General features: G+C 41.1%; 28 protein-coding genes. 10 read left to right on the forward strand and 18 right to left on the reverse strand.

Annotation, left to right across the window (positions count from 1 at the left end; genetic code table 11):
• Positions 1–69 precede the first annotated feature (69 nt).
• The 9 genes from ACYVK4_RS27500 to ACYVK4_RS27540 all read right to left on the reverse strand — a co-directional run bounded on the left by ACYVK4_RS27500 (position 70) and on the right by ACYVK4_RS27540 (position 6,730).
• Complete coding sequence (locus ACYVK4_RS27500) at positions 70–450, reverse strand: hypothetical protein (protein WP_461130786.1); 381 nt, start codon at positions 448–450, stop codon at positions 70–72.
• A gap of 103 nt (positions 451–553) precedes the next feature.
• The gene (locus tag ACYVK4_RS27505) at positions 554–1,225 is read right to left on the reverse strand and encodes a recombinase family protein (protein ID WP_461130787.1); all 672 of its coding nucleotides are present in this window, start codon (positions 1,223–1,225) and stop codon (positions 554–556) included.
• Between the two features lie 204 nt (positions 1,226–1,429).
• Positions 1,430–1,813 (reverse strand): GNAT family N-acetyltransferase, encoded by a 384-nt coding sequence (locus tag ACYVK4_RS27510; protein WP_461130788.1) that lies wholly within the window; start codon positions 1,811–1,813, stop codon positions 1,430–1,432.
• 1 nt (position 1,814) lies between these two features.
• Complete coding sequence (locus ACYVK4_RS27515; RefSeq protein WP_461130789.1) at positions 1,815–2,252, reverse strand: hypothetical protein; 438 nt, start codon at positions 2,250–2,252, stop codon at positions 1,815–1,817.
• Between the two features lie 269 nt (positions 2,253–2,521).
• Positions 2,522–2,653, reverse strand: coding sequence for a hypothetical protein (locus tag ACYVK4_RS27520; protein WP_461130790.1), 132 nt, complete (start codon positions 2,651–2,653; stop codon positions 2,522–2,524).
• 213 nt (positions 2,654–2,866) lie between these two features.
• Complete coding sequence (locus ACYVK4_RS27525; protein WP_461130791.1) at positions 2,867–3,175, reverse strand: hypothetical protein; 309 nt, start codon at positions 3,173–3,175, stop codon at positions 2,867–2,869.
• A gap of 89 nt (positions 3,176–3,264) precedes the next feature.
• Positions 3,265–4,188, reverse strand: a complete 924-nt coding sequence (locus ACYVK4_RS27530; protein WP_461130792.1) for an ArdC family protein — start codon at positions 4,186–4,188, stop codon at positions 3,265–3,267.
• A gap of 213 nt (positions 4,189–4,401) precedes the next feature.
• Positions 4,402–4,659: a hypothetical protein gene (locus ACYVK4_RS27535; RefSeq protein WP_461130793.1), complete on the reverse strand. Its 258-nt coding sequence runs from the start codon at positions 4,657–4,659 to the stop codon at positions 4,402–4,404.
• Between the two features lie 22 nt (positions 4,660–4,681).
• Positions 4,682–6,730 (reverse strand): toprim domain-containing protein, encoded by a 2,049-nt coding sequence (locus tag ACYVK4_RS27540; protein WP_461130794.1) that lies wholly within the window; start codon positions 6,728–6,730, stop codon positions 4,682–4,684.
• A 190-nt stretch (positions 6,731–6,920) separates the two neighbouring features.
• On the opposite strand from ACYVK4_RS27540, the gene ACYVK4_RS27545 reads away from it, so the two are divergent.
• From ACYVK4_RS27545 to ACYVK4_RS27590, 10 genes are all read left to right on the forward strand, one after another.
• Positions 6,921–7,607 (forward strand): hypothetical protein, encoded by a 687-nt coding sequence (locus ACYVK4_RS27545; protein WP_461130795.1) that lies wholly within the window; start codon positions 6,921–6,923, stop codon positions 7,605–7,607.
• A 399-nt stretch (positions 7,608–8,006) separates the two neighbouring features.
• Positions 8,007–8,363, forward strand: coding sequence for a hypothetical protein (locus ACYVK4_RS27550; protein WP_461130796.1), 357 nt, complete (start codon positions 8,007–8,009; stop codon positions 8,361–8,363).
• A 321-nt stretch (positions 8,364–8,684) separates the two neighbouring features.
• Complete coding sequence (locus ACYVK4_RS27555) at positions 8,685–11,123, forward strand: VirB4 family type IV secretion system protein (RefSeq protein WP_461130797.1); 2,439 nt, start codon at positions 8,685–8,687, stop codon at positions 11,121–11,123.
• Positions 11,120–12,067: a hypothetical protein gene (locus tag ACYVK4_RS27560; RefSeq protein WP_461130798.1), complete on the forward strand. Its 948-nt coding sequence runs from the start codon at positions 11,120–11,122 to the stop codon at positions 12,065–12,067. Before ACYVK4_RS27555 ends, ACYVK4_RS27560 begins: the two co-directional genes overlap by 4 nt.
• Positions 12,068–12,085: 18 nt before the next feature.
• Positions 12,086–12,712, forward strand: a complete 627-nt coding sequence (locus ACYVK4_RS27565) for a hypothetical protein (protein ID WP_461130799.1) — start codon at positions 12,086–12,088, stop codon at positions 12,710–12,712.
• A complete protein-coding gene (locus tag ACYVK4_RS27570; protein ID WP_461130800.1) occupies positions 12,712–13,500 on the forward strand; it encodes a DUF4138 domain-containing protein in 789 nt (262 codons plus the stop codon). The genes ACYVK4_RS27565 and ACYVK4_RS27570 overlap by 1 nt, the downstream gene beginning before the upstream one ends.
• A gap of 12 nt (positions 13,501–13,512) precedes the next feature.
• On the forward strand, positions 13,513–14,679 hold the full coding sequence (gene traM, locus ACYVK4_RS27575; protein ID WP_461130801.1) for a conjugative transposon protein TraM: 1,167 nt from the start codon (positions 13,513–13,515) through the stop codon (positions 14,677–14,679).
• Positions 14,680–14,684: 5 nt separating this feature from the next.
• A complete protein-coding gene (locus ACYVK4_RS27580; RefSeq protein WP_461130802.1) occupies positions 14,685–15,911 on the forward strand; it encodes a hypothetical protein in 1,227 nt (408 codons plus the stop codon).
• Between the two features lie 3 nt (positions 15,912–15,914).
• Positions 15,915–16,268 (forward strand): hypothetical protein, encoded by a 354-nt coding sequence (locus ACYVK4_RS27585; RefSeq protein ID WP_461130803.1) that lies wholly within the window; start codon positions 15,915–15,917, stop codon positions 16,266–16,268.
• Positions 16,247–16,747, forward strand: coding sequence for a hypothetical protein (locus ACYVK4_RS27590; RefSeq protein ID WP_461130804.1), 501 nt, complete (start codon positions 16,247–16,249; stop codon positions 16,745–16,747). The genes ACYVK4_RS27585 and ACYVK4_RS27590 overlap by 22 nt, the downstream gene beginning before the upstream one ends.
• A gap of 226 nt (positions 16,748–16,973) precedes the next feature.
• Here the strand turns inward: ACYVK4_RS27590 and ACYVK4_RS27595 are convergent, their stop codons facing one another.
• The 9 genes from ACYVK4_RS27595 to ACYVK4_RS27635 all read right to left on the reverse strand — a co-directional run bounded on the left by ACYVK4_RS27595 (position 16,974) and on the right by ACYVK4_RS27635 (position 26,313).
• Positions 16,974–17,432: a hypothetical protein gene (locus ACYVK4_RS27595; protein ID WP_461130805.1), complete on the reverse strand. Its 459-nt coding sequence runs from the start codon at positions 17,430–17,432 to the stop codon at positions 16,974–16,976.
• On the reverse strand, positions 17,429–18,385 hold the full coding sequence (locus tag ACYVK4_RS27600) for a zeta toxin family protein (RefSeq protein ID WP_461130806.1): 957 nt from the start codon (positions 18,383–18,385) through the stop codon (positions 17,429–17,431). Before ACYVK4_RS27600 ends, ACYVK4_RS27595 begins: the two co-directional genes overlap by 4 nt.
• Before the next feature lie 50 nt (positions 18,386–18,435).
• Positions 18,436–19,386: a COG2958 family protein gene (locus ACYVK4_RS27605; RefSeq protein WP_461130807.1), complete on the reverse strand. Its 951-nt coding sequence runs from the start codon at positions 19,384–19,386 to the stop codon at positions 18,436–18,438.
• A 43-nt stretch (positions 19,387–19,429) separates the two neighbouring features.
• A complete protein-coding gene (locus ACYVK4_RS27610) occupies positions 19,430–21,748 on the reverse strand; it encodes a DEAD/DEAH box helicase family protein (RefSeq protein WP_461130808.1) in 2,319 nt (772 codons plus the stop codon).
• Entirely contained in the window at positions 21,741–23,774 is a 2,034-nt protein-coding gene (locus ACYVK4_RS27615; RefSeq protein ID WP_461130809.1) for a site-specific DNA-methyltransferase, read from the reverse strand. The genes ACYVK4_RS27610 and ACYVK4_RS27615 overlap by 8 nt, the downstream gene beginning before the upstream one ends.
• A gap of 65 nt (positions 23,775–23,839) precedes the next feature.
• Complete coding sequence (locus ACYVK4_RS27620) at positions 23,840–24,151, reverse strand: HigA family addiction module antitoxin (protein WP_461130810.1); 312 nt, start codon at positions 24,149–24,151, stop codon at positions 23,840–23,842.
• 12 nt (positions 24,152–24,163) lie between these two features.
• Complete coding sequence (locus ACYVK4_RS27625; protein WP_461130811.1) at positions 24,164–24,472, reverse strand: type II toxin-antitoxin system RelE/ParE family toxin; 309 nt, start codon at positions 24,470–24,472, stop codon at positions 24,164–24,166.
• Positions 24,473–24,583: 111 nt separating this feature from the next.
• Positions 24,584–25,849, reverse strand: a complete 1,266-nt coding sequence (locus tag ACYVK4_RS27630; protein ID WP_461130812.1) for a Y-family DNA polymerase — start codon at positions 25,847–25,849, stop codon at positions 24,584–24,586.
• Complete coding sequence (locus tag ACYVK4_RS27635) at positions 25,846–26,313, reverse strand: LexA family protein (protein WP_461130813.1); 468 nt, start codon at positions 26,311–26,313, stop codon at positions 25,846–25,848. The genes ACYVK4_RS27630 and ACYVK4_RS27635 overlap by 4 nt, the downstream gene beginning before the upstream one ends.
• Positions 26,314–26,510 lie beyond the last annotated feature (197 nt).

Here is a 26,510-nt window from a genome sequence, read left to right on the forward strand (position 1 = left end):
AACTATATTTAGAAAAAATAGGGTTAGGTTATAGCCCGTAACCATCCAGTTACGGGCTGATAAGAGCATTTAATTTGAATCACTCTTCGGCCAAACTGAATTGAAATCTTCCCAAGAAAAAACGGTTACACTGGGTTCAAAGGTTTTGAGTCCTAACCAACAAACCTTAGCATCAAATAATTGAATAGGAGTTTTAGGGCTGATGCTCTCCCCTTCGCTGTCAGTTCCAGCGACCAGGGCTTTACTGAAGATTTCATGCACTCCAAACCGGAATACTTCGTGTTCACCGTCCGGAACATTGTCATTAACAAACATAAGATCACCGTTGGCTTGTACAGGTACGGTAGAGATCAAGCTACAACCTAGTAAGGTGTAAATACTCTGCAAGGAAAAGTCAGTGTTAACTACTGAAATGGTACGGGCTGCGGGGTCGATCAAATAGGCGTTCATAACTGTTTCTGTTTACGTGTTTCAACTGATTGATTATGAACTAAAGATACTATTTTATTTCATATTACGCAACATTTTAAGCGTGAAACAGTGAAACACTACTTTATCTAACCTTTTTTTCCCCACTGTTCTTTTGAAATCTTCTTACGGTCTCCGACATAAAGAGCTTGCCATTTCTGGTGCGAAAACCATGTTGATTTAACTTTTCTGCAATACCTCTTGTCGTTAAATTGTCATGTTGATATAAGCGGATTAGTTCGGTCGCCTGCTTGTTGGCCGGATGGTTCTGGGCATTTTCAATGATGGCGGCTACGGCTTTGCTTCGGCTATCATTGGTTAAGTTCTCTGGTTTGCCCAATTGAAATCCTCGACTTTTCTTTTGGGCGAGTGCTGCCCGTGTTCGTTTAGAAATCTGCTCGGCTTCGTGTTGGGCAAAGGATGCCATGATGCCAATAGTTAATGTATTGGCATCGGGCAAATCGCAAGCCACAAAATCTATTTCGGAATCTCTCAGCAGCATGACAAACGAAGCGTTACGGCTGAGTCGGTCTAGCTTGGCGATCAGGAGCCGGGCGCGGTGCTGACGAGCTGCACTGATGGCGGCTTGTAATTGGGGACGATCTTTCTTGCGTCCACTTTCGATTTCGGTAAATTCCTCAACCAACGTTTCCCCTTCTCGAAGAAAGCGTTTGACCATTTCTCGTTGATCGTCCAGGCCCAAGCCGGAACGACCCTGTTTTTGGGTGGACACCCTATAGTAAGCGATGTAACGCATAATGACGACAAGATAAGCGATTTCCCGCTTTGCCACAAATCTTAAACGCACGTTTAAGATTTGTGGCAGACTAACCAAAATGGTTAATTCACAGAAATTTGATCACGAAAAAGATAGCAAGCGATTAAATATATATGGTCAGGCACTTGGCTACTGTCAGGCGACTGTCCTTTTCTAATTAGAAATTTGATGTTCTCTACTAAGTCAGGTTGCAGTTGACAAATTTTTGCTGAATTCTTCGCCCTCAACCGTGTACCAGTTACGAGTATAGAACTTGGTTTGCTTGGCAATCCGCTCTCCTTCGCCTGTATTCCTATAATGTTCGCCATGACCAAATGTTCCCCTAATATGTGTAGCGTTATTTTCTATAGCAATTTCCTCAAATCGTTTTATCAGTTTTTCACCGAATCTAAACTTGTTGCTTCTGTACTCCTCTCTAACTACTAAGCTATCTAACTTAAAGTAACAGGTTGTAGAAAACTTCTTGTCTCCGGCGGCATAGCCTATCTCCTGTCCATCCACAATGATACTTATACGGTAATCATCAAGAGATGTATTTTCTCTACATACAATCTCATACTCAATCATTTCAAAGGCTTTTCATTGTCTCAACGATATGAGAAATCTTCTCAATCTCCTCTTGGCTCCACAGTCGGGGGTCATTTTGCTTTCTGTAAAAGTTAGAGGTATCCATTTGTAGTTTGTTGCAAATGAATGTTACAGTAACCTTTGCATCCTTAAGGTAGGCTGTAAGTGTGCTGGATAAGTTGCGGCCTAACTCAATAGCCTCTAAAAATCTGCTATTTATACTATCATCTTTAAGAAAACCCGCCAGAGCTGTTACCTCGTCGTAGGCTATATTCTGTGGATAGTTAAGGCGTTGGTAATACATATTACGAGTTATGCCCAATTTATCACAAACGGCATTAACTGACGACTCAGCTTTAACGCGACCCTTTAGAGTCGCCACAAACTCGCTCAACTTTAGTCTGTAAGCGGTGTACGCTTTTATAATGTCTGATTCCATACAATTCTAATTTAATAGGCGTATCGACCAAATGTAAAGGGTGTTTGGATCTGCTGCCAGGCGTGATCTTTCAGAACATTCTACGGTAACAAAAAGAGTTGTAGAAGAAGCCTCTACAACTCTCGATCAATTTGTTGAAACTTAAACAGGACAACTTCTTTACAGAAGCTGAACAGTTAAGAACTCGAAAATTACGAATAACTGTAGATTATACGTGCTTATTATCAAGGGCCATTGTATCCTCGATAATGAAGGCCGTTTTATCAAGCTTAAAAAAAAGGGTCTTGCTGTGTCGTGAGTTGGTTTTGTGATAGCGCGTCGGCTGCACCTTCAAAACGTCCGCGCTGCTGGCTGTAGGTCGGCCAATCAGAGTTAGTATCATCAATAGGTGTATAAGGCATAGTAGTAAGGTTAAGGTTTATGAGCGTCTACTATAATGGGTAAACTATCTGGTGATTCAACCCATGTTTTGTACTCCTCCCAACTCATACCAAGATAGGTATGAAGCGGCAAATCTGAGTAACCAGTATGCCACTGGTCAATGTAGTAATCTACTTCGTCAGGTTGCGCGGTTCCGCTAACGCATTTTTCAATGAAGGTGCACATGGTTTAATTTAATTAAATCTTAGTGGAAACTGCCCCCCTTTTTGCTCTCGTATTATTTTACGTCGTTCTCTAGCAACAGGCAAAAGTACTTTGACCTGGGCAATAAGTGCGCTCTCTTGCTGCTCTGATTCAATAGCTATAGACCGACGTTTAGCCAGACATAAAGCCACACTTACTGACCCTGCGCCCATTTCCATCTTATCAAAGTCTATTAGCTCTGTAATGATTTCATCTATCAACCAATCTCGAAAACTATTCCAATTGTCTGCACCGTATGTAGGAAAATCGGCAAATCGTTTAATATGACTGTAATCCATAGCTGTATTTTTTAAAGTTCCGGCGTAGCCGGACGATTTTATTTATAATTGGCCCGAAACCTTATTGGCTTCGGGCCTTCGCTAGTGGGTTATTCTTCTTCCGGCATATCTTGTAAATCAGCTAAATTAGGAGCGATGAAGTTTACTGCCTTTTGTGCTTCTTTGGCTGCCCAAAAAATGAATTTCTTATCTTCTTTCAGCGACCTTAACCAGCCTTTTAAATAAGCGGCTGAATTATCAATAAGGGCTGAATTTGCAATGCCCGTAAACGTGGACAAAAAGGCGGCTCCTAATTCAGCAACTAATTCTTCTTTACTGTAATTGGTCGAACCAAACCGGCAAAGATTGGTGACGCCCTCCCGGTTTAGTCGGCTCTGGTGGCCGGTGCTGTGGGTCATTTCGTGGAATAAAACATTGTAGTACTCGGCTGAGGTGTTAAACTGCTCGATAGATGGCATATTAATATAATCAGCACTAGGCACGTAATAAGCTGCATCTTTATTGGCATGACGGATGGCAGGGGCCATTGGCATGTTAGCTACAATATTTTCACAGATATTTATTGTCTCGTTGGGATTTTGCGCAACTGTCGGTTCAGGTAATACAAAGTCTATCCCTTCTACGTCGCGGACATTAAACACATTATAATATTTGATAAATGCGTTTTTTTTCGGCTCAGTCTGTCCATCGCGGGTTACTGTCTCTGTCTTAGAATCAACAACGTTCCAGTACACGACTGGTAAACTTTTTGCACCTTTACGAATGCTACCGCCTTGCGCCTTTGCTTGATTGAACGTACAAAAGAAAGGAACATCATAAGGTGTCATGCCCAATAAAAAAAGATTAATACCGTGATAGCTTTGTTTGCTGAAATAATTTTTAGGAACGATACCAGACGTTGACCAAGTTTTGCACCACGGATTTACGCCCGATTCAATTTTTTCAATAAACAGGTCCGTAATTTTTTGGTAAATGTCGGTTTCAACTGCGGGGTCGATCAAGTAGGCGTTCATAACTGTTTCCGTTTAAGTGTTTCAACTGATTGATTATGAACTAAAGATACTACTTTATTTCATATTACGCAACAGTTTCCACGTGAAACAGTGAAATATAATTATCTTTACCCCTTTTTTTTCCCTCTGTTCTTTTGTGTAATTCTGGCAAGAAGCATCTGTTAAAATATAAAAACCCGTTCAATAGACGGGTTTTTAAGCTGACACTTTGTTTTAAATAAATGGTTCTTTATTTAAGTTGTTATTGTTGGTTTTTAAGTAGAGGTTATAGGTCAGTTCAAAGGCTTTGTAAGGCGTTATTTTTAGGAATTGAGCTAAGTTATGTATTTCTTCAATGGATACGTTCTTACAACATCTTTGACGGTTCTTATACCAAGTTGTAACCTGCATGTTCATTGACTGAGCAATAATTTTATGTTTAATTCCTTTTCGCTTTACATAGGCTTCAATTGTTTCATTCGTTGTTTTCATGAGCTTTAATTTAAAGATGGTATTACATAGACATTGAGCGTTTACTTTCCTGCTCCTGGTTAATGTCTTTCTTTGTATCTTTTAAATCAGCTCCATCAACATTACCGGCTCCCCGGTTGGTAGCTCCTGCGACTTCTTTATTCATCGCTGTTTGAATTTCTCGACCAGAAGTACCTTCTCGTGTTAGTTCTTCTTGATCGTACCGTTGCTCTCTCCGAATGTTGCTATGTCCTTGACTATCTACCTCAACTTTGTATTCTGTCTTAGCTACTGTATTACCATCACCATCAACTACTCGTACATCTCCTGAATTTGCTTTCGCTGCCGCTACTGCTGCCTGTTGCTGGCGGTCGGCCGCTGCCGTTTCTTGCAGTTTTTGTTGTTCTGTTACGCGTTTTTCAAATTCGGGCGTTGCTACGACTCTTTCGTTTTCTCGGTCATAATGGACTAACTCTACTTTCTTTGACCCCTCATTTGTCTTAATCTCCATATAAGCAGATACCTCTTTTGCGTCTGGTCTTTCCTGAGCTTTTTCCGCTACTGCATTATACGCATCGATCTCTTTATTATAGCGACCTGCAACATGCTCTCTACCATTCTGTTCCTGATAAGAAACTATATACGGGTTAGCCCGTTTCAAATCTTCGTTATAGTCTTTTTCAGCCGGTCGCCGTACTTCCATGTGATTCTCCAAACCACGTTCTATAATAAGTGCTTTCTCAACTCTGATAAGATTTTCCCGGTTGGCACTAAACGCTATCTCTATTTCTGATGAACGAGAACCGTTTTGTACAACTACGGCTCTAGCTTCTCTCTCGGCTCCATCAGGTATGTTTTTATTAATGGCAGTAGTAAAGCGTTCGGCTATTTCCTTTAGCCGCTCCTGCCCTTCCTGCTGATCTTGGTGATTGATGGTTACAAGTAATCGTGCGTCGGTACGATCATGTATGTTTAACTGAGCGTGAGTATTCTCACTTTTTTCAGTAAGGTTGAGCCGACCGGCTATATTGATATTTTGCTTTACTCCTCCAGGGTCATTGTCATTGGCTAATACTACTTTCTCAGCTTGACTTTCCTTAACTAGTTTTTCGATAAGTACGGGTTGATCTCTAGATATATTACCGGCAGTAGCTATGTATAGCCGCTTTTCATCTTCTTTGGGTGGGTTAAGTTGATGATAGGAAAGCGAGTCTATAGGGCTTTCGTGTATAACAACTGCATTAACTGGCCGTTTGTCAAAGTCTGTTCTAGACGACCATACAGCGTTTTCTTTAGGTCGCTCAATACGGTTATACTCCTCGTTACGATTGATCGACGCTATAACGTGTTCTTCATTACGAAGTGGGAACGATGTATTAACGATTATCCGATCTGTGGCCCCTTCTGGAGCCTTATATCCATATGTGTTTTTTAATGATTCTAAGTAGTTCGCTGGTAGTTCGTTCGTGTCTTTAACATGAGTCTGAATGGTCTTTAATTGATCGAAAAAGGGCTTAGAATAGTATTTCTCCAAGCCGATCTCTTGAATTTTAGCTTTATCCGCTTCGGATATTGGAGCCATTTTACTCAATTGATTGACTCCATTTTCTAAATGCTGTTTATAGCTGAACTCCTTATTGAAAATCCTATCCTTAAACTCGTCAGCGTAGATTGTACTCTTGTTGATACCCCGACTCTCTAAATATTCAGTTTCTGTGATAGGCTGAAACCTAAAATTATGTTGAAAGGCTTGGTTATGAGAATGTGAATTGACTTGCTGCGGGAGCTGGCGCTCTTGTGGGACTTCACCGACGTAACGGGCCAATTTATCATTGATCTCCTTCCAGTCAGTTCCGTTTTTGAGCCTTTCAAAGCTGATTACATCTCCTCTCTCTTTGGAATTATTAGGAGTGTAGAAATAATCATACTCCTGCCCCTTATACACTACTATAGTGTCTTGGGTCTGCCCCTGGCTCTTCTTATCAAGTACGGCTGCTGTAGCAGTCGATTTAGCGTCGTCTTTCTCCCATCCTTGACGTTGGGCGTACTCGGATAAGTCTATCCGCTTCTTGTACTCATCGAAGGTCGTCATAAGTCATTCTTTAAATTTAATGTCCGTACTTTTAAATGCTAGTTTTTTCTACCATTAGTCAAATAAAAAAATATTTCTTAATGGGTAAAATAAGTAGCACGCAATTCTAAGGAATTTTTTCCTATACTTGTCACGGATTTCAAAAAAAGCCGTCAAATAGACATTTATTTGCACTTTTACCGTGTACAATATGATTAAAATAAGTAATTTAGTCAAATGGATACCAATATGCCTAGCATCAATAGGAGTACTTTTGTACTCGTTGAGTGGTAGAAATTTTGCCCATAACTTATTTAGATTTATCATTGGTGATTCTTATAATTTTGCTGGCTTGTTCCTGGCTGTACTGTGGCTAACATGCTTGGTATGGGTAATCCTCAAAGGTCGGCAAGTAGAGACATCTGAGGGTGAAAGCTCAGGCAGTCTGTATAGAATAGCCAGTGTCCGCGAACAGCATCTACTACACGTATCAGCGATACCGTATAACGAGCAAAGTAGGCAAGTCATAGCAAGGTTCAATCCTGATCCAGCTAAAGGACAGGAAAAAGATAATAACAAAGGACCAGCCGTAAAACAGGAACACCAAAATAACACAAGCATAACCGGCAACTTCCCTAACAATGGGGAAAAAAAGGAGCCATCAACAGAGATAGTAAAAGAAGCTGAATCAAATACCAAAGACAACAAAAAACCAGCTCCTGATTCCAAACCTGTTGAGGTCTCAAACAAACCAACAGATTCTATTGACAGAGGCCCACTTACCGATGTAAATACAAGTATTAAAGGAGTGAGCCTACTCGACGAGGAAAAAGCAAATAAACTAAAAGGAAGATTGAAATTTTACGGACCAAAGCATAAAGAAGCCCAAGAAAATTAACAACAAATCAATATCAATTATGAACTACGCAACATCATTTTTACTCGACAATAGTACGTTGGTAAAATCACCAATACCAAACAAACTATTAATGGAAAGCACGTACATAAACACATTAGAATCTATGTGTAAATCGCTGCTAGAAAGCCTGACCGTAATCTTTGTAGCCCTATTGATAATAACTTTAATTAGACAATCTTTTCAATTTGTAAAACTTAAAAATTTTAATCATAACCAACTGAACAGCCTATGGAAAAAAAGAGTAAGTGTAGCGTGCAAAAGTTAGGAGAAGTACTTGCTTTTGCTGCACTATGTTGATTCAAATTTTCAATTGTCTTAAAGCAGATTTCCCAGTTAACAATTTTTTAAATTAATGTTCCATAATAACCACTTACAATTATGTTGCTCACAGAAAAAGAAAATGCAAAAAAAGTAACTCGCACAGTGGGTTTTATCATTATCGCGTTCGCCTTAACTGTAATTACCCCTGATGCAATGGCCCAAGGCGGTGTAACCGGCTCTGTTAAAAATATCGCCAAAATAATTCAGACTTCGGCCAACGTCCTATTTATTATTTTGATGGTAGTAGGTCTGATTCGTACTGTAGCGGGATTCATTTCAAACTCTCCTAACGCAAGCAAAAATTTACTTATGCTAGTTGTAGGTGCAATTCTATGGTTCGGCTTTAACACGATTGTTGAAGATATTACCTCCTCAGTAGGTAGCAGTTCAACAGGCGGCTATGAAGGCAGATAACGTTTAGCCGTATGGAAGTCAGAAAATCATTAGAAAAAAAGACGCTGATATTAGGAATTGAAATACGTGATTTAGGAATATCACTGGGGCTTTTTTTCGGCGTTATGATTCTTATAAATATTGTGCGGGTATTCATACCTATTTCAGTTTGGTACAATATCGCGGGAATCGTTGCAATATGCGTATATGTGGGAATTGTCAGATATGGATTAAAGAATAAGCATCCGTCTTTTATAGTAAGCTTACTCTCGTACCATTTCTTTCAACCAAAACAAATCTGGATGAAAAAGTTAGATTTCATCGAAAAACGCCAAAAATTCAATGGTAAGCAACGACACAAACACTAGAACTATTGATGACATTATACCAATATTCTCGGTAGAATCGAATCAATTAGTGTTGAAAGACGGTCGTATAGCAGTAGGTTTTTCCGTCTCTGGTATAGAGACGGAAAAACTTAATGCAAAACAGTATGACTACTTAAACACATTAATTTATGGGGCGTTAAAAGTTTTACCAGAGGGTACAATTGTTCAAAAACTTGACACTTACTACTTTAAAGAGTATGGTGAATCAACGAAGAATAAGACATACTTTCAACGTAGAACTATTGAGCATTTTTCAGAACGACCAATTTTAGTCCATGATGGCTATTTATTTATGTCTATTGGACTAAGTATAGACAGGGGGCGTAACGCGGCAAATACGTTATTTGCTCTAGGCAAAAGTGTAATAAAAAATCCTTTTGAAAAGATTGCAGAAAGACAGGCTTCTATTGAACAATTAGCCAACGATTTTATAGCAACCCTTACGTCTTTTGAAGGAATTTCTTTCAAACGTTTAAATGACCAACATCTACAAGATTTTTACCTTCAATATTATAATCTTGAGTTTGATTCAGATAACCAACCTGCGGATTCATTAAGAACGTTTACACCCTGCTCAACTCATGCGGCTATTGGTGAAAAACGGGTCAATGTTATTACTATGTCTGGTCAAGGTGGCCCGATAGAGCCATTTGCCAGGAATAGGCAAAATATTATGTCGCCCTGGGTATACCCCATTGCTAACTATCTGTATTTCCCGCACATACTAAGTGTATCTATTAAGGTAATGAATAAGGACAAGGTTCTGTCTGGGATGGACACAACGGCCAAAGTTATTCAAAACCTTGATTTCATGATGACTCAGGACAACCGAATTAAGCGGGAAGAAATATTAGAGTTTACAGAAGAAGTAAGGAGTGACAATAAAAATATAGTCACAACGAATGTCAGCGTGATAGTGTATTCGAGCAATGATTATGAAGGTGAAAAAAACATTCAAAGAACTGTTGCCGCATTTCGGGAAATGGGTTCTTCTGAGTGCTTTATAGAAAGTATTGATACCGCTAACTTATTTATCGCTAATGCTCCCGGTAACTCAGACCAAAATTATCGGTGGTTGACGATGACCGGGGATAATGGGGCGGTATACTTAAATTTCATTACAAAATATACTTCTGATCTTAAGGGTGATTTACTTACTGATCGCTCCGGCGAACCATTATTAGTAAATCTTTTTAATGATGATTTAGAGAACCAAAATGCTGTAGTTGTTGGTCCAACTGGTAGTGGCAAATCATTTACAGTTGCCAATTTTCTAGTACAGCGGTTTGATAGAGGAGAACCCCAAATTGTAATAGACGTAGGTGGGACATATTTAAGTGCTTTCACAGCTTTAAACGGAAAGTATTTTGAATATGATCCGGAGCGGCCACTGAAGTTCAACCCTTGCTTAGTTCAACGTGAACAAGACGGTACGTTTACATTAAACAATGACAAAAGTAATTTCCTAACCAATTTAATAACTGTCATTTGGAAAGGCCAAGACGGTGTAATACGTCAGCATGAAAGGTCTGTATTGAATGAGTTAATACTACACTACTATCTGGAATATAACGAAAAAATAAAGAAAGATTCCAGCCTTACACTACTACCTTCCATATCGGGATTTTATGAATACACTATAGATTATATGGATTCCCACAGCGAGGATTTAGAATACAAAAAGCAATCGGGTTCTTTCAATTTTAATGAGTTCCTTTTATGCCTTAAGCCTTTTGCTGTTGGGCAATACAAAGAAGTGTTAAACTCGGATGAATACGAAGATTTGGCAGCTTACAAGCTGATTTGTTTTGACATGAAGAAGATTAAGACAAATCCTATTCTTTACCCCGTTGTCGGAATGTTGATTACAGAATTAGCCGCTGACCAATTGGCTCGTTATCCTAAAATTAACAAATGGATTTACATGGATGAAGCTTGGTCAATGCTTTCTGATACTATGACTGATTTTATTGAATTGATGTACCGGACTATCCGTAAAAACAATGGTAGCATGTGTATCATCACTCAGGGTATCAATGAAATTATGACTTCACCAATTGGTAAGGCAATTAAAATTAATGCGGCTACTAAAATAATACTTCGCCATACTGACACGGAAGAAGTAGGCACTTTGTCTAAAGAGTTTGCTTTTACTCAGCATGAAAAAGAAAAAATCCTTTCACTTTCGACTGCACCCACTCACAGAGAAATTTTCATAAAACAGGGTGAGTATGGTAAAGCATATCGTGTAGACGTTCCTTTTGCAGTACAAGCTATCTTAACATCTAAACCACGTGAGCGGGAAATGTTAAGAGACCTCACAGCAGAGTACGGTGATATTTTTGCAGCAATCAGACAATTTGTTGAACTAAAAAAGACAGGGAAATTATGAACACGTTAAACCTCATTTTACTTCAAGCTCAACAAAACATTGGAGAAATGTTTTTTGCGTCTGCAATACTACTTATTAAAGGTATTGTCACAAAATGCTTAACATTCATCCCCTTAATGCTATTTGTGCATTTAGTCATTTCACTTACTAAAATGTACTTTGGTGATATGAGGTTTGACCCTTCTGCATTGATTAAGGTTATTGCTATTTGGATTTGCGTTGCAGCTTATGAGCCGATAGTATACGCTATCTATGATGCTACCTTTTGGTTCAATGCGCTAGTAAGCAACGTTGATACTGATATTATGAAGTCTTTAAATACACTCTCTGAGACAGGTTATTTAAAGCAGCATACAAAGGAATTTTCCTTTCCTAATGTCAAAGTCCCATTTGATGATATGACCTCTTTTTTTACTTGGCTCATACTAGCAGTAGAAAACGGGCTTTCAATGATAGTACGCTTATTTATTGAGCGTATACGGGGAATGTTAATTGCCTTCATTCTAGCGTGTGGCCCTGTTGCTTTTACGATTAGCACCATACCGGGCTTTGGTGGCACTATCGGTCATTGGCTACGGATTTTCCTTTCTACTGCTCTTTGGGGGCTAACTCTCGGTATTCTGGATGCTATCATGGTGGGCTTCATTTCCAAATTCACTATACCTACCGGCACAACTCTTTCAGAAGCGTCGGCAGTGCTTGATTTATTAGTCGTGAATGGTGCTGTAATCTTAATGTACTTGAGTGTTCCGCTTCTAACCTCTTTTTATATCGGTAGTGCGGCTTCGTCGTCTTTCCTACGAGCTGCCCAGGGCGCGGCTGGTGCGGCTACAACGTTTGCTGGTGGTGCTGCCAATAAAGCACTGAATGACTATCGGAAGGATCGGGACAAGAAAAAGGAGCGACAAAGGGAGCGGCAACAGCAATTACAGGAAAGCAACTAACCATAACATCAGCCAACGATGGTAACAGATAATAATAAGCTCGGTGTAGCGGTCAATTTCAGCAAAGCATTCACGGCTTTAAAATGGATTACAATTGCCGCTGTGATTCTGCTCTTTGCTTCCAATGCTTTTTGGGGCTGGACGTATTCAAACAGCTTAAAAGAAGCTCGTCAAACGGTGTATGTCGTTTCTGATAAAGGCACTACCGCTGCGGTTGAATCTCCCACCGCTACCCCTAGTGTCTACGAAGCAAGGAACCATGTCAAAGACTTCATGCGGTTGATGTTCAGTCATGATGCGGAGACTTACAAAGATCGAATTGATTTGGCGATGAAGTTAATTAACCGGCAAGATGGGTTAGCCATCTTCCAAACCTTCCGGGAAGGGAAAGTACTGGAGAATTATAATCGGTATAATATCCATACTGAACTTGAAATAGACAGTGTAAAGGTGAATGTAGCGACCGAACCGTATTCAGGTATGGTCTATTCAAAACAGAAGGTTATCTACCCTGACGAGGTACAATACGTTCCCCTAGCTGCAAAATTTCTTCTACTTCAAACCTACCGATCTGAGGACAACCCATTTGGCTTGCAGATTAAAGATTTCAATTTCATTCAATATAACCCCAAATCAGAACCATAATGAAAGCGATTATAACCCTGTTCCTTTTGGGTAATCTGCTAACTACGCAAGCTCAAAAACTAGATACGATCAGCGTAACCAGTGAGGGAACTAGCTACCTAATTTTCGATGAGCCAATTAGCTTAGTTAATCTTGGTACGAAAGCGTATATAGGTAAGGTTGAAAAAGACCGGATGCTTTTTTTAAAAGCTCTCTCTCCTAACACTGAGCCTACCACCCTCCTTGTTCAGGCGGGTTCAACTCTGTTCACTGGCTACGTTCGATACGTTAAAAAGCCTTCTAGAAGCTTCTATGATTACCGGATAATGGACGAAAGTAGTAGTCCAGCCGCAAGAAGCGTGGTTTCATCCCTTGCTCCAACAACCAGCAAGTTAGTAAAGATGAAAACTGGCAAGTCTAATGTCAGTGTGCGAGAAGTGAAAGACGGTGTAGAGGTTGAATGTATTCAGGTATTCAATGATACACAACGTACCTATTTGAAGCTGGCCGTTAAGAATACGACAACAATAGCCTATGTGTTGGATTTGGTAACGTTTACCTATAAAGAACGTTTACCACGTCGGTTAAGAAATAAGGTAGCTCCTCAATATGAGGAAATGACACCAGACGACAGAATAGAACCCGCTCGGATAGAAGCCGGTAGAATCGAATACTTCTATTACTCCCTACCGCTCTATTCTACTACTGAATCGGGATACCTGGAAATGATTTTTCGGGAAAAAGTTGGTGCGCGGGTAATTACCCTTGAAATCCCGGCAAAAAAAATCATGACTGCTTCTCTACTCTAAAACCTCTTTAATATGAATGTAACGGCCAAAATAACAGACATTTTCGGGCTAAGGAAACAGCCCGAAAACGCCTCTTCTGTTCCCGATGAAAACACAGGAACAGTTTCTGCAACTAGCCAACGAATACAAAGTATCGCGGCAAAGAATAAGACTACGCTTTTAGCAACTGCGGCTGTTGTACTGATCGCTGGTGCTTTGTTTGCATTGCGTCAGGTAAGCACTGGTTTAAGAGGGATGCGTATAACTCCGTCTGACCCTAATCTGTATAAAACGGTCAAAACTAACATCGGCAAATCCAGCATGGTAAGCTCGATGGAAACAGAAATCAATAACAATAGCTTGAGTGGCAAGGGCCCATCTTCTGAGGTTAGTATGGTCGCTCAAAAATGGAACTATAAGCCTGTAGGTTCGATACCAGCCAAAAAGCTGCTCGATACAAATAAGGTAAATGCAACTATTCCGGGCGCTTTATCGTCGGTTACGGCTCCTCCTACTTCTTCCGTAACTGTACCCAAAGAAAGGATTGTTGTTAGAAATGTCTATCCGAAGTCGAAGCGTAAGGAGAAACAAGCTGAGGTATATGACCCGTTCAATACTGTTCGTGTTAGTGAAAGTGAACCCTCAACTACTCGTATTGCTGCGGCTCCTTCTATGGTTACTGCTTCTTCAGCTAAAGAAGCCGAAGGAGTACGCCTTATTCCGGCGGTAGTGTATGGCAAGCAATCTGTTAGAACAGGGTCCAAAGCCCGGTTTAGAACTACGGAGTCCGTGACCTTTCAAGGTGTTTATATACCTCGGAATACAATCCTAACCGCTATTACCTATCTAGGTTCTGGCCGGATTCAGTTTCAAGTTCCTACATATGTCGTAGCTGGTCAAAAGTTGCCGGTAGACTTAATGTGCGTTGATAAAGATTATCAAACAGGCATAACCTACAATTATGATTATGTAGACGACAATATGCGGCAAGTAAGTGGCTCTACTGTCAATGACGCTGTAAACGGAGCTACTTCTTATCTACCCTACGGCTCTGCGCTCGGTGTAGCTGGTGCTATTGGTAGTTCTGCGGTGCGCGGAATCACTAATGCTGTTACATCAGGTAAACGTCAACGCTCGATGCAGCAAGTAGAAATTCAGGACGGGTATCAGGTCTTTTTCAAATCAACCAAAAATCAATAACAGCGATGAAACGTAAATTCATGTTAGCGGGCGTTCTCTCATTCTTCATGCTGCTTGCCCGACCAGCGAAAGTAGAAGCTCAGATTGCCATTGATGTTACAGCAATTCAGCGGCTGATTGAGCTGAAAAACTTGGTTGATAAAGCGAAGAAACAGCTTGGCGAGTTACAGAAATCGAATACTATCAACAACGGTACTCGTCAGAATACCAGCGCGATACTTGAAACACAGGTTGAAATTGAAAACCTGCTTCGGCAGGCGAATGAATTCTTGAAAGTTGCGGCAAAATTTAATCAATTCTCCGATGTTGCCACCTTCAACCATTTTGCAGACTTCCATACAGTTCCCTTTTCTGAATACATACAGCCGCTTCTTTGGGACCAAGCCTACATTTTCAGTAAGGTACAATCCGATCAGGTGTTGGGTGAAACGGACGGTATGAAATTATACGATTACATACAGACAGGGCGAACCGCTGAAAGTCAGGCTGAGGTGAATGACCTGGGAGAATACTTTGAGGTTAAAAGAAATTCGCTCAATCGGACGTATGGACTGCAAACGGTCATGCAAAAACGCAAGGTTCAACAAGCTCTTACTTATTATAAAATGGCAGAGGAACTAGAGAAAAAGGCGTTTGCTATGAATCTGGCCGTCAAAGGTGAAATAAAAGGCACACCCTTGATGGTAGCTAACAAAGGACTATTTAGTACTGGCTCTTTATCAAATAATAGTGCGTATGGAGACCCCTTCAGCTTTGATAATACTTGGAATGAGGATGCCATGCAAAATATGCTCCAACTGCAATCCGGTGGTTCTGGTACAGGTGGTCTTTTACAAGCAATCGGTGATCTGTTTAAAGGGCCAAACCAAAAAATGGTAGAACTTCAAATTCAGAACATGATAGCTCGTGCTCAGGCAGATGCTATGAAACGGGCAATGTCTTCCTTTCAAGGGGGCGCAAATATAGACTATGCTTCTTTTTCACAAGCTCCCTCTATGGGAGCGGAAGCGTTTGGTACATCATCTGCGGCAACTGGTCTACGCATGACGACCGGCGAACGGATCGCTAATCAAAAAGGCGCATTAGACCTCTATGTGAAAGCGGCTGAACTGCGTCAAAAAGGAGATGAGTTAATGTTCGAAGCGGTCCAGCGGACACCCGAACAAAAGTATGTGGACGGTATGCGCGAACGTTCCTTTCAACGTACTGCGCTGGCAGCAGTTAAATTATAGGTTATGAAAAAGGCTGCACTAATGCTGCTGGCAGGCTCTGTTCTAATGGGGTGTTCAACGAATCCGAACACCCCTGAACATACCTGCGAGGTTTATATGAGCTGCATAAATGCTCAGAAATGGGAGTCCGCTACTCAATTCCTATTTGACTCTACTCCTTCCCTACTACAGCTTTCTCCCTTGATGACCAAGAATTTCCAGTACAAGAAATTCAAATTTGTGAAGGCTGATTATGGTCAGGATTCAAGTCGTGTACGCGTAAACGGAGTATTAATATATGCCGATGAAACCTACTTAGATGCTGTTTTCTTACTGGAAAAAACTCAATCGAACTCATGGAAAATAAAATCAATATAACAAAACAGTTACCGTTAATAACGACTGTATTAATATGTCTGATAGGCTTCTCTGTCCTAGTGGCTGAATTGATCGTGCATTTTTCATCTAATCGCAAAAAAACAAATACAGCCCTCGAAATGATAAGCACTGTTGAACCTAAACAGGTTTTAAAAACTGTATATCAAAATGCAAACAATTATTTTGTAGGAGATTCGGTTGCTAGGCTTCATTCGATGACTGTCCACTGTTCAAAGCCATTGGTTCAGGTATTCAATAAGACTCCTGGAATTATGGAATATACCTTTGCCAGAGAAACCCGTAATGGTCAGTTAAAGACCGTTGATATAGTCTCGCAAGAGTTCAAGGGGGCTGATTCTGCTATAGTGAATGCAATAGCTTTATATAAGGATGGTACAACAAAATACTTTAAACAGTACTTCATTAGAGAAAGTGGAACATGGAAATTAGGATTAAAATACGGCTACGACATAAAATAGAATATTTTCAGCTATAAATAAAAAAACCCATCTGTTGGGGTTTTTTCTGTTTAAGAAGGGTACTATAAATCAGGAACGACCATCATATCGTTGTTTTGTTCACAAGCAAACGAACGTATGCATGTGAACAAAATAGGCAAAATAAATGTCCTTTAAGGCATTTATGCATAAACGCGCTTACACATAATGACAAATAGCTATCACAGAGGATGCTTTTAAATAAAGATTATTGATTTTGTTTGGCCGCAGCTTTCCGAGCCTTAATACCTGCAACGGCTTTTCGCATTAAGTTAGCTGTTATATCATCTGACTTTGCCAACTTGGTTATACCTGCTATATATCCTTTTTGATCAAAGGGAACAGGTTCCGAGATAGCTTTTGCCTTTTCTATAGTTGGTCTAATTGACAAGCCCTGTATCTGTATAGGTGGTACTGAGAAATCGAAGGTGGGTTTCACTTCAACATAAACCTCGTGTCCTACTTTCGATGTCTCAAAAGAAAAATGAACTCTCCCTGACGCCCTTCTTCCATGTCTTATTCCCTCATCAAACAGCACGTTTTCAAGCACTGTCTTGACAGCACTAGGCAGTTTGCCTTCGTCTACATCGAATGTAATCTCTTTGACAGCAGTATCTACCTGTCTCTCGGCCTTTAACGAGACAAATGCTCTATTTCTCTTGTTCATGGTAAACGTAAAATTGCATTATTTTCAGGATAATTCCTAGCAGGGGTATCTTTCTCACTATCAGTGCATTGAGGCGAAAGGCCCATCGTTGACACTATCCCAAAACTTGCAAATAAGTCCTTATGTTTACAACGCAAATAATAATAACAGTGAGATGGGTCATTACCAAATACGTCAAAGATTAATCCAAGTGGTACATATCTATCAGTTTCTGCAAAGCGCCTTGTAGCTCTAATTGTAGCTTCTTTTCTAGAAACAAAAACTAAAATAAGGTGTATTGTATAATCTAGATCCTTCAGATCTTGAGCCATTTCAATTACACGCTCCGGGTTACTACCAACTATTGGTATAACCAAATTCATATCTTGTTCAGCGCATCTTGTGAAAGCTGACTCAATTTTATCTGGATTGGGAACAGTGAATTGGAAAATGATTTCTTTAGACTCTTCATGGACTAAAGATGCACCGTAATCATGGTTCCTATATTCAGGCAATTTACGCTTTGCGTAATCTGAATCTAAAATAATGGCTCCGAATTCATCTGCAACATGATTGGCAATCCCTGATTTACCAGACGCTGGTAAGCCAATAATAAAAAAAGCTTTGGCTTCGTATTTTAATTCACCACTAGGTAATGCCCCGCCTTTACCTAATCTTATACGATCGTCCTTATCCAAGCGTTTTTCCGATAATAGCTCATGTATTATTCGGTCTCGTAATATCCACCTGTCAGGATCAGTTCTATAGGGTTGGGCACGCCTTCTATCATTGGATAAAGTTTGGAGTTCTTCGTCAGCAACTGCCGCAACCCCCATTTCTCCATCAATTATTTTGCCAATAATAGTTTTTTTCTTCTTAAGCTTTGAATCCTTCGCATAATCATAACCAAGCGAGATTTGGAAAAATTCTTCAACTGCTATATTGTTTTTCAAAGGTCTAGATGCAATACTCATTTAGCTTTGGTTTGGATATGAACAATAAAAGCCCCAAACAGAGCTTTTTACTATTCGGCGTGATAATCCCAATCTTTTATCCTTGGATTTCCGGTTTGATAGAATTGGCGCACTAGTTCAATATAATCAAGAAAATCCCGATTTTCCTTTACTAATCGGTTTGCTGTGTTCCAATCCACTTCGCTACGCTCTCTAGCGGGAATTAAAATTTCACTTTCCGTTGGATTGTCAGCATTCAATCGAATAACGCCGATACCATGTAGACTAGTCAGCATCAGCAGCTCTTTGACCGTTTCCCTACCTTCAATCTCGGCAGCAACCAAATATCCCAAATTTGCCCAACTGGAATTACTAACGGTTTGAAAAAATACTTCTCGCACGTTGGAACGGTTGATTAGAAGTTTTACTTCAAAAGACCAGAGTTTGGTTTTCCGATCTGCGTACTGTTTTACGCAGTCTCTAATTTCCTGGTGCCATTCTCGGCTTAGATCCTCCATGCCAACAAGATCAGGATAAAGCCATTTATTACCGCCGGGCCCCCGATTGTTGCTAGATTTCTTTTCGTTGATTCGCTTACTATGAACACCTAATTCAGAAAATAGATATTCCGCAAGTTTCGGGTAAAGAGCATGCTCGTTTTGGGGTGTCGGCTGGTCCGGCACCACCCGCTTTTCATCCGTTGCAGCCTCAATTGCATTAATTTCGTCTCTGTCCGTTTGAGAAGTAAAATAATACTTCCTGGGCCTTCCTTCTGTTGTCTTTATTTGAGGTTGTTTTTTCTGTAATCTCTGCCCTTGCGAACTGATCTCAGCAGCAATTTGAGAAAGCAAAGCCGCATCGGTATTTAAAGGGATTACTCCTGCCTTGCTTCGTTCTTGTTTTTGGCGACATTCCTCAGGATATGTTTGAAAGATCCACTCTGCAAGCTGCCGGGTAGTGAATTTACTTTCGGGATTAGCGCGAAGGAAATCCGGGACAATGGTTGTTAGATTAAGGGCCATAATTACACTGGTTTAAAATACATGCAGAGTATAAGGCCAAGATTTACACAGATAGACATTCGTCAATCACGCCTTGGATAGAATCGCATCGGATGGGATAGGGCTTACCCTCCTTTAGCTTCCAAACAGTGTATCCCCCCGAGGCTGGCTTTTGCTGAAACTGAGCGTTCCATTCCCCTTGAGTGACTAGTCTCACCAGAATGCTAACATTATCGCTCTTCTCTATAAAAAGCAGTTTACGACCGGCTTCTGATTGAATTAGGTGATCGCCCTTGGTGTCGATGGCGATGATGTCCTTGTCTGACCAGACTAAGAAGTCAGGATAGAAATTTCTTGTATCTCCGCTCAAAAGAGGAATTTTATATCCTCCCGTGGGATTGCGGCACCAGATACGTTTCGGCTTTGACCGATCAATTCCTTTTGCGAACTCTTTTTCAAAGCCATTCATCCCACTATAGGCTGCATGAGTCGCATTGTTGAATCGTTCGTTGTTGATCGGATCAACCGCTATAGGCTGTATTTCATAAGGGTTATCGTTTGTTTTTACCCTGATGATAGACTTCTCAATATATGCTTGGGCCACTCTATGGGCAGTATCGCGCATTTGCTCCGCAGCGTTACTATTGAACTCAATTTTTGCATCAAATTTAGGGTCGTCCAATGGCACCAGATCCTTGGCTCTTGGTTCTGTCCTTTCAAGCTCACGCGTGAAAATCCATCGAGCAGTGACCCTATTACTGTGTTCAACTTCTACCCATTCTTGGCGTTGTTCATTGTCGGAACCAATTGTTTGTAAAACCCGTATTCTGCTCCCTCTCCCTACAATATTTGTCTCGTTCCCATTTCTAAAATCAATCATTTTGGAAACAATGTCCTGAATTGCTCGTAATGCTTCGCTAGAGCGGATATTGACGATAGGTACTTCTTTTTGCTTTTTTACTGGTTCCAGTATCTTCGTTGATGTGCTGCTGGAGCCGCGATTAACTACGATTTCTACTTCTGGCGTTTCAGAAGCGATTTTTCTTTGCACTTCGGCCAAAACTTCTTCGAAAGTACCTTTCTCGTCGGTACGCACATAAAAATGGGCCGTGTTTAAACTGACATCTTGATAATGCTGAGCGCCTGGTTGGCGTAATACTCGACCTACAATTTGGGTAATTTGAGAAGCCGAACCCATATCCTTGTCGATATAGGCAAATCCACATTCAGGATCATCCCATCCTTCTTGCAAACTCAGGTTGAAAATTATGTGACGGAAATTTCCCTCAGTGAAGCGGTAGTAATCTGAGTCACCATTAGAAAACAGGTGAAAGTTATCCGGTGGTGGAAAGCGTTTATTATCAAACTTCAGATCGCAATAAACCGCAATTTCGTCGGGGTTGATGCCTTGCTGTTCTACTAAATAGCGCCAAATAAGAATTGGACGAGCCTGGCGTTCCTTAAAGATCCTATCAATATCATCCCTTTGGATTAATTTCCCGCTCTCAAATACATTTGTCTTACTGACATAAATAGCCTTTGGTTGATAGCTGATTCCCAGCGTTGCAGCGGCCTTCTCAACTTTTTTGAAGTCAGAAATGAGCTGTCCAATTGCATCTTCCATTGGGGTGGTGAATCCTCCTATTTCGAGTAACTGTTTTACTAGTCCAGCCTCTACAACATCTCCACTTTTAACGCTGACAACAAAGTCACTATCACTCCAAGATTTATCGGTTTTAAGCCGTTCTATAATCTTCGATAATTCTTGAGGATGCCTTGCAGTTGCGCTTGCCGCAATTAATGCGTCTGGCTCTTGATCCAATATAAGCCTGGATTGTTGATCCGAAAGATTATGACCTTCATCATAAATAACAATGAGAGGCCGACGGTAACCATTGGGGTCTTTTCTGCTTTTCAGCATTTCCCACAATGACGTCGGGGCGGTATCCAGGTCTACCGAAAAAACTCTTCTATCCCCTGCCCCTTTGTCTTTCTGATTGAATTTGCCAACTGTTGCCACCAGCAATAGACCTTTGTCGGTACTTTCAATATCAGCCACATTACAATCAAGTAGAGGCTTGACGTTATAGCTTGCTACCAACGGAGCGTATTTCCCGTTAGCAAGGTTTTCTAGGGTTTGCTCAACAACAACCTTACCCTTTGAGATCCAGAGCACGATAGGTGCCAATGGCAACCGGCTATGAATTGTTTCTAATGCGTATGCTAAAATTACCGTTTTTCCACTTCCAGTAATTGAAGAAAGGATCTGATAGAAAGGGACGTTTTTATCGCGTTTTACTGTTAAGGGGTCAGCATTGTACTCTTCAAAACGGTTAACTAAGGTGTCAGCGGCATTTATTTGAAACCGGAAAAGATTAATCATTAGATTCTTCAGATTGGTCGTTGTTGTAAGGATCGCTAAATTCATTAAACCCTAGATGCATCAGAATCCGGTCGGGTATTTGATAAAACCGAACATTCTGCGATTGGTATACTTGGTAGCGAGCGTAAACATGGTGTGGAGCTTTAAGTCCTGCCAGCTTACTTTCCTTCAGCACAATATCGTACATATCTTCATCTAAGTGCCCAACAGAATCCTTATTTTCCCAGATTACAAAATATCCCTCTCCTTGGTCGTTTTTGCCAATAAGGTACTGGTATTTGTTTTCTTCGATACGAATCAGACTTGATGTTTTGCGCTTTCCTGCATCGAAATGTGACGTTATGACAACATCAATTAATTCTTCGCGCTTCATTTGACTGATTGCGCGTGCATCAATGCGACCCGTCAATTGGCGGAACTCAAAACCACCCCCTAATGGGGTAGCTGTTACATCAATCCCGCCACGCGTGGGGCGTTCTCCTGTTATCGCACGTTTAATGCGTTCCCAAGTGAGCGTGCGAGCATATTTATCGCCTGTATCTGGCCTGCCTTGTTCAATCATGATGAAGCGACGTTGTGCTTCCGTTTCTTGATTAAGCTCAAGTACAGCGTGCGCCGTTGTTCCTGATCCTGCGTATGGATCAAGAACAAGGCCACTTGGTTTGCACCAGATTTGAATGATCTTTTTGAATAGTAGAAGTGGCTTTACTGTGTCGAAGTTGTGCCCTTTCCCAACTACGGCGCTCAATTCATTTATCCCTGTCTGACTATGGCCAGATTCCTCATGATCCCAGGATTGAGTACCTAATTCCAAGGGGGTTTCGTATTCTTCGTCCGCCCAATAAGTAAGAGGTACTTTCCCCTTTTTCACTCTTTTTAGGTGTCGCTTTAAACGCGGCCTACTATATCCATTCGAGTTAAAAAAGAGTTCTGGCCACGGTTTATTGTCGCGAATGTTTTCCGCATTTTGTCTCGCCTTGGTCAGTAAAGGATCTTCAATAATGCCGCCTATGGGCACCACTGGCTCATCATCTAGATTTCGAAGTTGGTCCGATGATACTGTCGGTATTACAGCGTCCTTAATAACCAGAGCTTTGGTCCGGCCATCATTTATATCTTTTTCTATGTATTCGCTGCCCCACTCTTCAAGAACAGTTTTGAGACGTTTTTTGGGAATCCGCCATCGCGTGGCACCAGGATAATGTAATGCGCCAGTAAAAGGTGATTGAATCGCATAACGATCTTGATCCCGTCGGTCTTTCCCAATTGGGTTATCTCCTATCCACGCCCCTTCAGGATCTTTGTCCGGGTTTCTATACCCCGCATCCATATCTTCCGTCCGCGCCGTTAGCCCGGTTTTGGCTTCGTTCTTGTCCTTTGCATATACCAACACATATTCGGTTGCGGTGGACACATGGCGACTATCATTTTTGGGAGCGTAGGATTTTTGCCAGTTGATAATAGCTATCCGGTTTTGCTCACCAAATACCTCGTCCATCATCATACCGAGATGAAAAAGTTCGTTGTCGTCAATGCAAATAGCAATAACGCCTGAGGTCTTTAGCATGTCCTTCATCATGTAAAGACGAGGCAGCATGGCTTTCATCCACTTTGTATGGCGACTGCCGTCTTCTAAAGTTACGAGTGTACCAAGATCAGGATCGTTTGGATCTTCGTCCCACCGATCATTATAGCGGAAGTACTTACCTGTATTGTAGGGCGGATCTGTCAAAATGAGGTCAACTTCTCCACGATATTTGTAGAGCGTTACCATTGCTTGCAGGTTCTCTCCCTCGATCAATAGATTCCGTGCTTGTTCCTCAACGGGACCAACGCTTAGTTCTTTTACTAATTTTGTGATTCTTGGGCGAACACGCTTATAAATCTCCATAGCGGTTCTCTTGCCATGAAAACTTAAAGACACTCCCTGTTGGAGTACATTTCGCAGAAGTTTTAAAAGATCTTCCTTATCGAGCGACTCTATTTGGTCAAGTTCGTTTTGGGAAACTTGATATGGTTTTTTCATTATAAAATACAATATTTTGAATTACAGGCGACGTTGAGCTAATACAACAAGTCTGAACGGTTAAGCTAAGCAGTTTGTAAGCTACTTCCTGCCTGACCGAAATGTCGAATCACAGAACGGTTTACTCGCTTTTCAGCGTGCCACAGTTCATAGTTTTTTTGCAGATTCACCCAGAATTGCGAGCTATTGCCGAAAGCCTCCGAGAGTTTTACCGCCAGATCTGGGCTAATACCCGCTCGTTCGTTTACGATGGCCGAAAGGTTGGCTCGGGCAATGCCCAAACCTTTTGCTACTTCGGTAATCGTCAAGCCGCGCTCTTGAATGTATTCTTCCCGCAAAATTTCGCCGGGATGTACGGGGGCTAAATTACGCTTCATGGCTGGTTCCTTTTAATGGTAATCGATGTAATCAACATCGTGGATGTCTCCGCCTTCAAAGCGGAAAATGATCCGATAATTTGGCGTGACGGTGATCGACCAAAAATCTGCCATATCGCCCGTTAGTTTGTGAATCCCTGACCCCATTTGCTGAATATCGCTGACCGATGAAACAGCGTCTAACTGGTCAAGGACGCGGTTAATCTTGCGTAGATACTGCGCGGGCAGCTTCGCGCCGTTGCCCTCTTCGTAGTACTGCTGCAATGCTTTGTGCCGGAAATTTATAATCATAACACCATCGTAGCGTGTAATATTACGCATTACAAGATGAAAGCAAGAATTCAGCAGTGCTATTTTCAAAAAATAGGCGCTTTATTTTTGTGCTATGACCGTGAAGGTAAAAAAACCCAATATTATACTGTTTCGTTCTATTCAACTAGCTCTCAAAATTTCGTCCCAACGAGTGGTATAACGTCTACTTAAATACTTGCTGCGTGGCTTCCAGTGTTGACTATACCCCTGAGCGGCAAACCTGATTTTGTCACGTCCATACTTTTCGTTCAGCCTATCAATCGTCTTACTGACAACCCGTAGACGCTCATCAGGTACTTCCGTAAACAAGTTCGATTGCTGAAAATCCTCTGGTACGAAACCAGACAGCATAACCCCTACCCTCTTATAATGGTAAGCAGGTTTGTAGATTGTATTTAAAACACCTATCGCGTACTGAAGTAATTCCGGGGTAGCACTGCTTGGATGTGGCAAAACGACGGATTGATGATTAAAATACTGTGGTTCCTGTCTCCGAAAGGGATTAGTTTGCAAATAAACTGTAAGAAGCCGGGCGGCTGACTGCTGCCTACGTAATTTTTCAGCGCAACGGACTACATGCGTTGTCAACGCTTCTTGAAGGGTTTTTAAGTCATCAACAGGCTTGCCAAAAGTAGGTGATGTTAAGATCGACTTTTTAGGCGGTGGGTATCGCTGGATAGATCGGCGGGGGTTTCCTCGCAATTCATCAACCAAGCGTAAGCCATCAATGGTCATGTGTTTTTGAATCCACACATCATGACACTGCGTTAAGTCATAGGCGGTTTTTATGCCATTCTTTTTTAGTAACTGGTTGTATTGGTGGCCGATGCCCCAAACCTCGCCACAGGGGAAGTCTGATAGGGCGTTCTGAATCTCGTCTGGATTACTCAGTTGGAAAACCCCGTTGTGTTCTGGTCTTCGTTTAGCGAACCAGTTAGCAACTTTAGACAATGTTTTATTTGGAGCTATACCGACTGATACCGGCAAACCAAGCCACTGATTTACGGTACTCTTGATCTGGTGAGCAAACATTGGTAGATCAGAATATACTTGCTCGTAAGTAGTTAAGTCTAAAAAAGCTTCGTCTATTGAATAGATTTCTATCTCCTCGACGAACTGATTTAGAATTCGCATTAACCTTGCTGAAATATCGCCATAGAGGGTAAAATTTGCGCTTAGAAGCTCTACGTTATGTTTCTTAACAAGCTCAGGCAATTTAAACACAGGCTCACCCATTGGTATTTTTAGGTTCTTAGCCTCGTTTGACCTGGCAATAACATTACCGTCGTTTGAACTCAAGACAACGACAGGTTTACCTTCTAGATCAGGCCGGAATATTCGTTCTGCACTTACGTAAAAGTTGTTGGCATCTACTAAGAATATCATGGGATGATAACGGGTTTTTGAAAGAAAAACGTAACCAGCCCAAACAACTTAAAGTCGTCGTGTTCATGGACATAGATTGGTGTGTAATCGTCATTAGCAGGCATTAGAACAACCAAGTCGCCTATTTTATTGACTCGCTTAACGGTGAATGCTCCGTTGACCCAAGCCACTATTACAGCTCCCTTCCTGGGCTTCTTACTGCGATCTACGATCAGCCACGTGCCGGGCGTTATGTGGGCATCAATCATTGAATCTGACTCGACGTAGACGAAGTAGGTAGCATCTTTGTTATCAATGCATAATTCGTTTAAATCGCACCACTTCTCGATATGTGAATCAGCAGGGTTTCCGAATCCTGCTGCTACGTGAGCGGAGAAGAAAGGTATAGATAAAGTGCTACTTGACTCAGCCCGTACAAAACATTCCAGACGTATCTTATCATTGGGGTGAATCTCTGCTTTCATGCTAGGGCAGCTAATTTTTACGCAACATACCAAGTTCTAATACAAATCAAATACAATTTCATAGTATATATGTTTTACATATAACATAAACTTACACTCCCTTTTTCTCTAATTAGAAAAATGCACAAAAAAAAAGACCGCTTGAATCAGGCGGTCTAACCAATTAGTTTGCATCCATTTACTTAGTTGACGCTCGT

The organism is Spirosoma aerophilum, assembly GCF_054782495.1.

Coding starts and splice junctions, on each gene's coding strand:
- ACYVK4_RS27500 (WP_461130786.1), bottom strand. CDS start 450: ATGAACGCCTATTTGATCGACCCCGCAGCCCGTACCATTTCAGTAGTT.
- ACYVK4_RS27505 (WP_461130787.1), bottom strand. CDS start 1,225: ATGCGTTACATCGCTTACTATAGGGTGTCCACCCAAAAACAGGGTCGT.
- ACYVK4_RS27510 (WP_461130788.1), bottom strand. CDS start 1,813: ATGATTGAGTATGAGATTGTATGTAGAGAAAATACATCTCTTGATGAT.
- ACYVK4_RS27515 (WP_461130789.1), bottom strand. CDS start 2,252: ATGGAATCAGACATTATAAAAGCGTACACCGCTTACAGACTAAAGTTG.
- ACYVK4_RS27520 (WP_461130790.1), bottom strand. CDS start 2,653: ATGCCTTATACACCTATTGATGATACTAACTCTGATTGGCCGACCTAC.
- ACYVK4_RS27525 (WP_461130791.1), bottom strand. CDS start 3,175: ATGGATTACAGTCATATTAAACGATTTGCCGATTTTCCTACATACGGT.
- ACYVK4_RS27530 (WP_461130792.1), bottom strand. CDS start 4,188: ATGAACGCCTACTTGATCGACCCCGCAGTTGAAACCGACATTTACCAA.
- ACYVK4_RS27535 (WP_461130793.1), bottom strand. CDS start 4,659: ATGAAAACAACGAATGAAACAATTGAAGCCTATGTAAAGCGAAAAGGA.
- ACYVK4_RS27540 (WP_461130794.1), bottom strand. CDS start 6,730: ATGACGACCTTCGATGAGTACAAGAAGCGGATAGACTTATCCGAGTAC.
- ACYVK4_RS27545 (WP_461130795.1), top strand. CDS start 6,921: ATGATTAAAATAAGTAATTTAGTCAAATGGATACCAATATGCCTAGCA.
- ACYVK4_RS27550 (WP_461130796.1), top strand. CDS start 8,007: ATGTTGCTCACAGAAAAAGAAAATGCAAAAAAAGTAACTCGCACAGTG.
- ACYVK4_RS27555 (WP_461130797.1), top strand. CDS start 8,685: ATGGTAAGCAACGACACAAACACTAGAACTATTGATGACATTATACCA.
- ACYVK4_RS27560 (WP_461130798.1), top strand. CDS start 11,120: ATGAACACGTTAAACCTCATTTTACTTCAAGCTCAACAAAACATTGGA.
- ACYVK4_RS27565 (WP_461130799.1), top strand. CDS start 12,086: ATGGTAACAGATAATAATAAGCTCGGTGTAGCGGTCAATTTCAGCAAA.
- ACYVK4_RS27570 (WP_461130800.1), top strand. CDS start 12,712: ATGAAAGCGATTATAACCCTGTTCCTTTTGGGTAATCTGCTAACTACG.
- traM (WP_461130801.1), top strand. CDS start 13,513: ATGAATGTAACGGCCAAAATAACAGACATTTTCGGGCTAAGGAAACAG.
- ACYVK4_RS27580 (WP_461130802.1), top strand. CDS start 14,685: ATGAAACGTAAATTCATGTTAGCGGGCGTTCTCTCATTCTTCATGCTG.
- ACYVK4_RS27585 (WP_461130803.1), top strand. CDS start 15,915: ATGAAAAAGGCTGCACTAATGCTGCTGGCAGGCTCTGTTCTAATGGGG.
- ACYVK4_RS27590 (WP_461130804.1), top strand. CDS start 16,247: ATGGAAAATAAAATCAATATAACAAAACAGTTACCGTTAATAACGACT.
- ACYVK4_RS27595 (WP_461130805.1), bottom strand. CDS start 17,432: ATGAACAAGAGAAATAGAGCATTTGTCTCGTTAAAGGCCGAGAGACAG.
- ACYVK4_RS27600 (WP_461130806.1), bottom strand. CDS start 18,385: ATGAGTATTGCATCTAGACCTTTGAAAAACAATATAGCAGTTGAAGAA.
- ACYVK4_RS27605 (WP_461130807.1), bottom strand. CDS start 19,386: ATGGCCCTTAATCTAACAACCATTGTCCCGGATTTCCTTCGCGCTAAT.
- ACYVK4_RS27610 (WP_461130808.1), bottom strand. CDS start 21,748: ATGATTAATCTTTTCCGGTTTCAAATAAATGCCGCTGACACCTTAGTT.
- ACYVK4_RS27615 (WP_461130809.1), bottom strand. CDS start 23,774: ATGAAAAAACCATATCAAGTTTCCCAAAACGAACTTGACCAAATAGAG.
- ACYVK4_RS27620 (WP_461130810.1), bottom strand. CDS start 24,151: ATGAAGCGTAATTTAGCCCCCGTACATCCCGGCGAAATTTTGCGGGAA.
- ACYVK4_RS27625 (WP_461130811.1), bottom strand. CDS start 24,472: ATGCGTAATATTACACGCTACGATGGTGTTATGATTATAAATTTCCGG.
- ACYVK4_RS27630 (WP_461130812.1), bottom strand. CDS start 25,849: ATGATATTCTTAGTAGATGCCAACAACTTTTACGTAAGTGCAGAACGA.
- ACYVK4_RS27635 (WP_461130813.1), bottom strand. CDS start 26,313: ATGAAAGCAGAGATTCACCCCAATGATAAGATACGTCTGGAATGTTTT.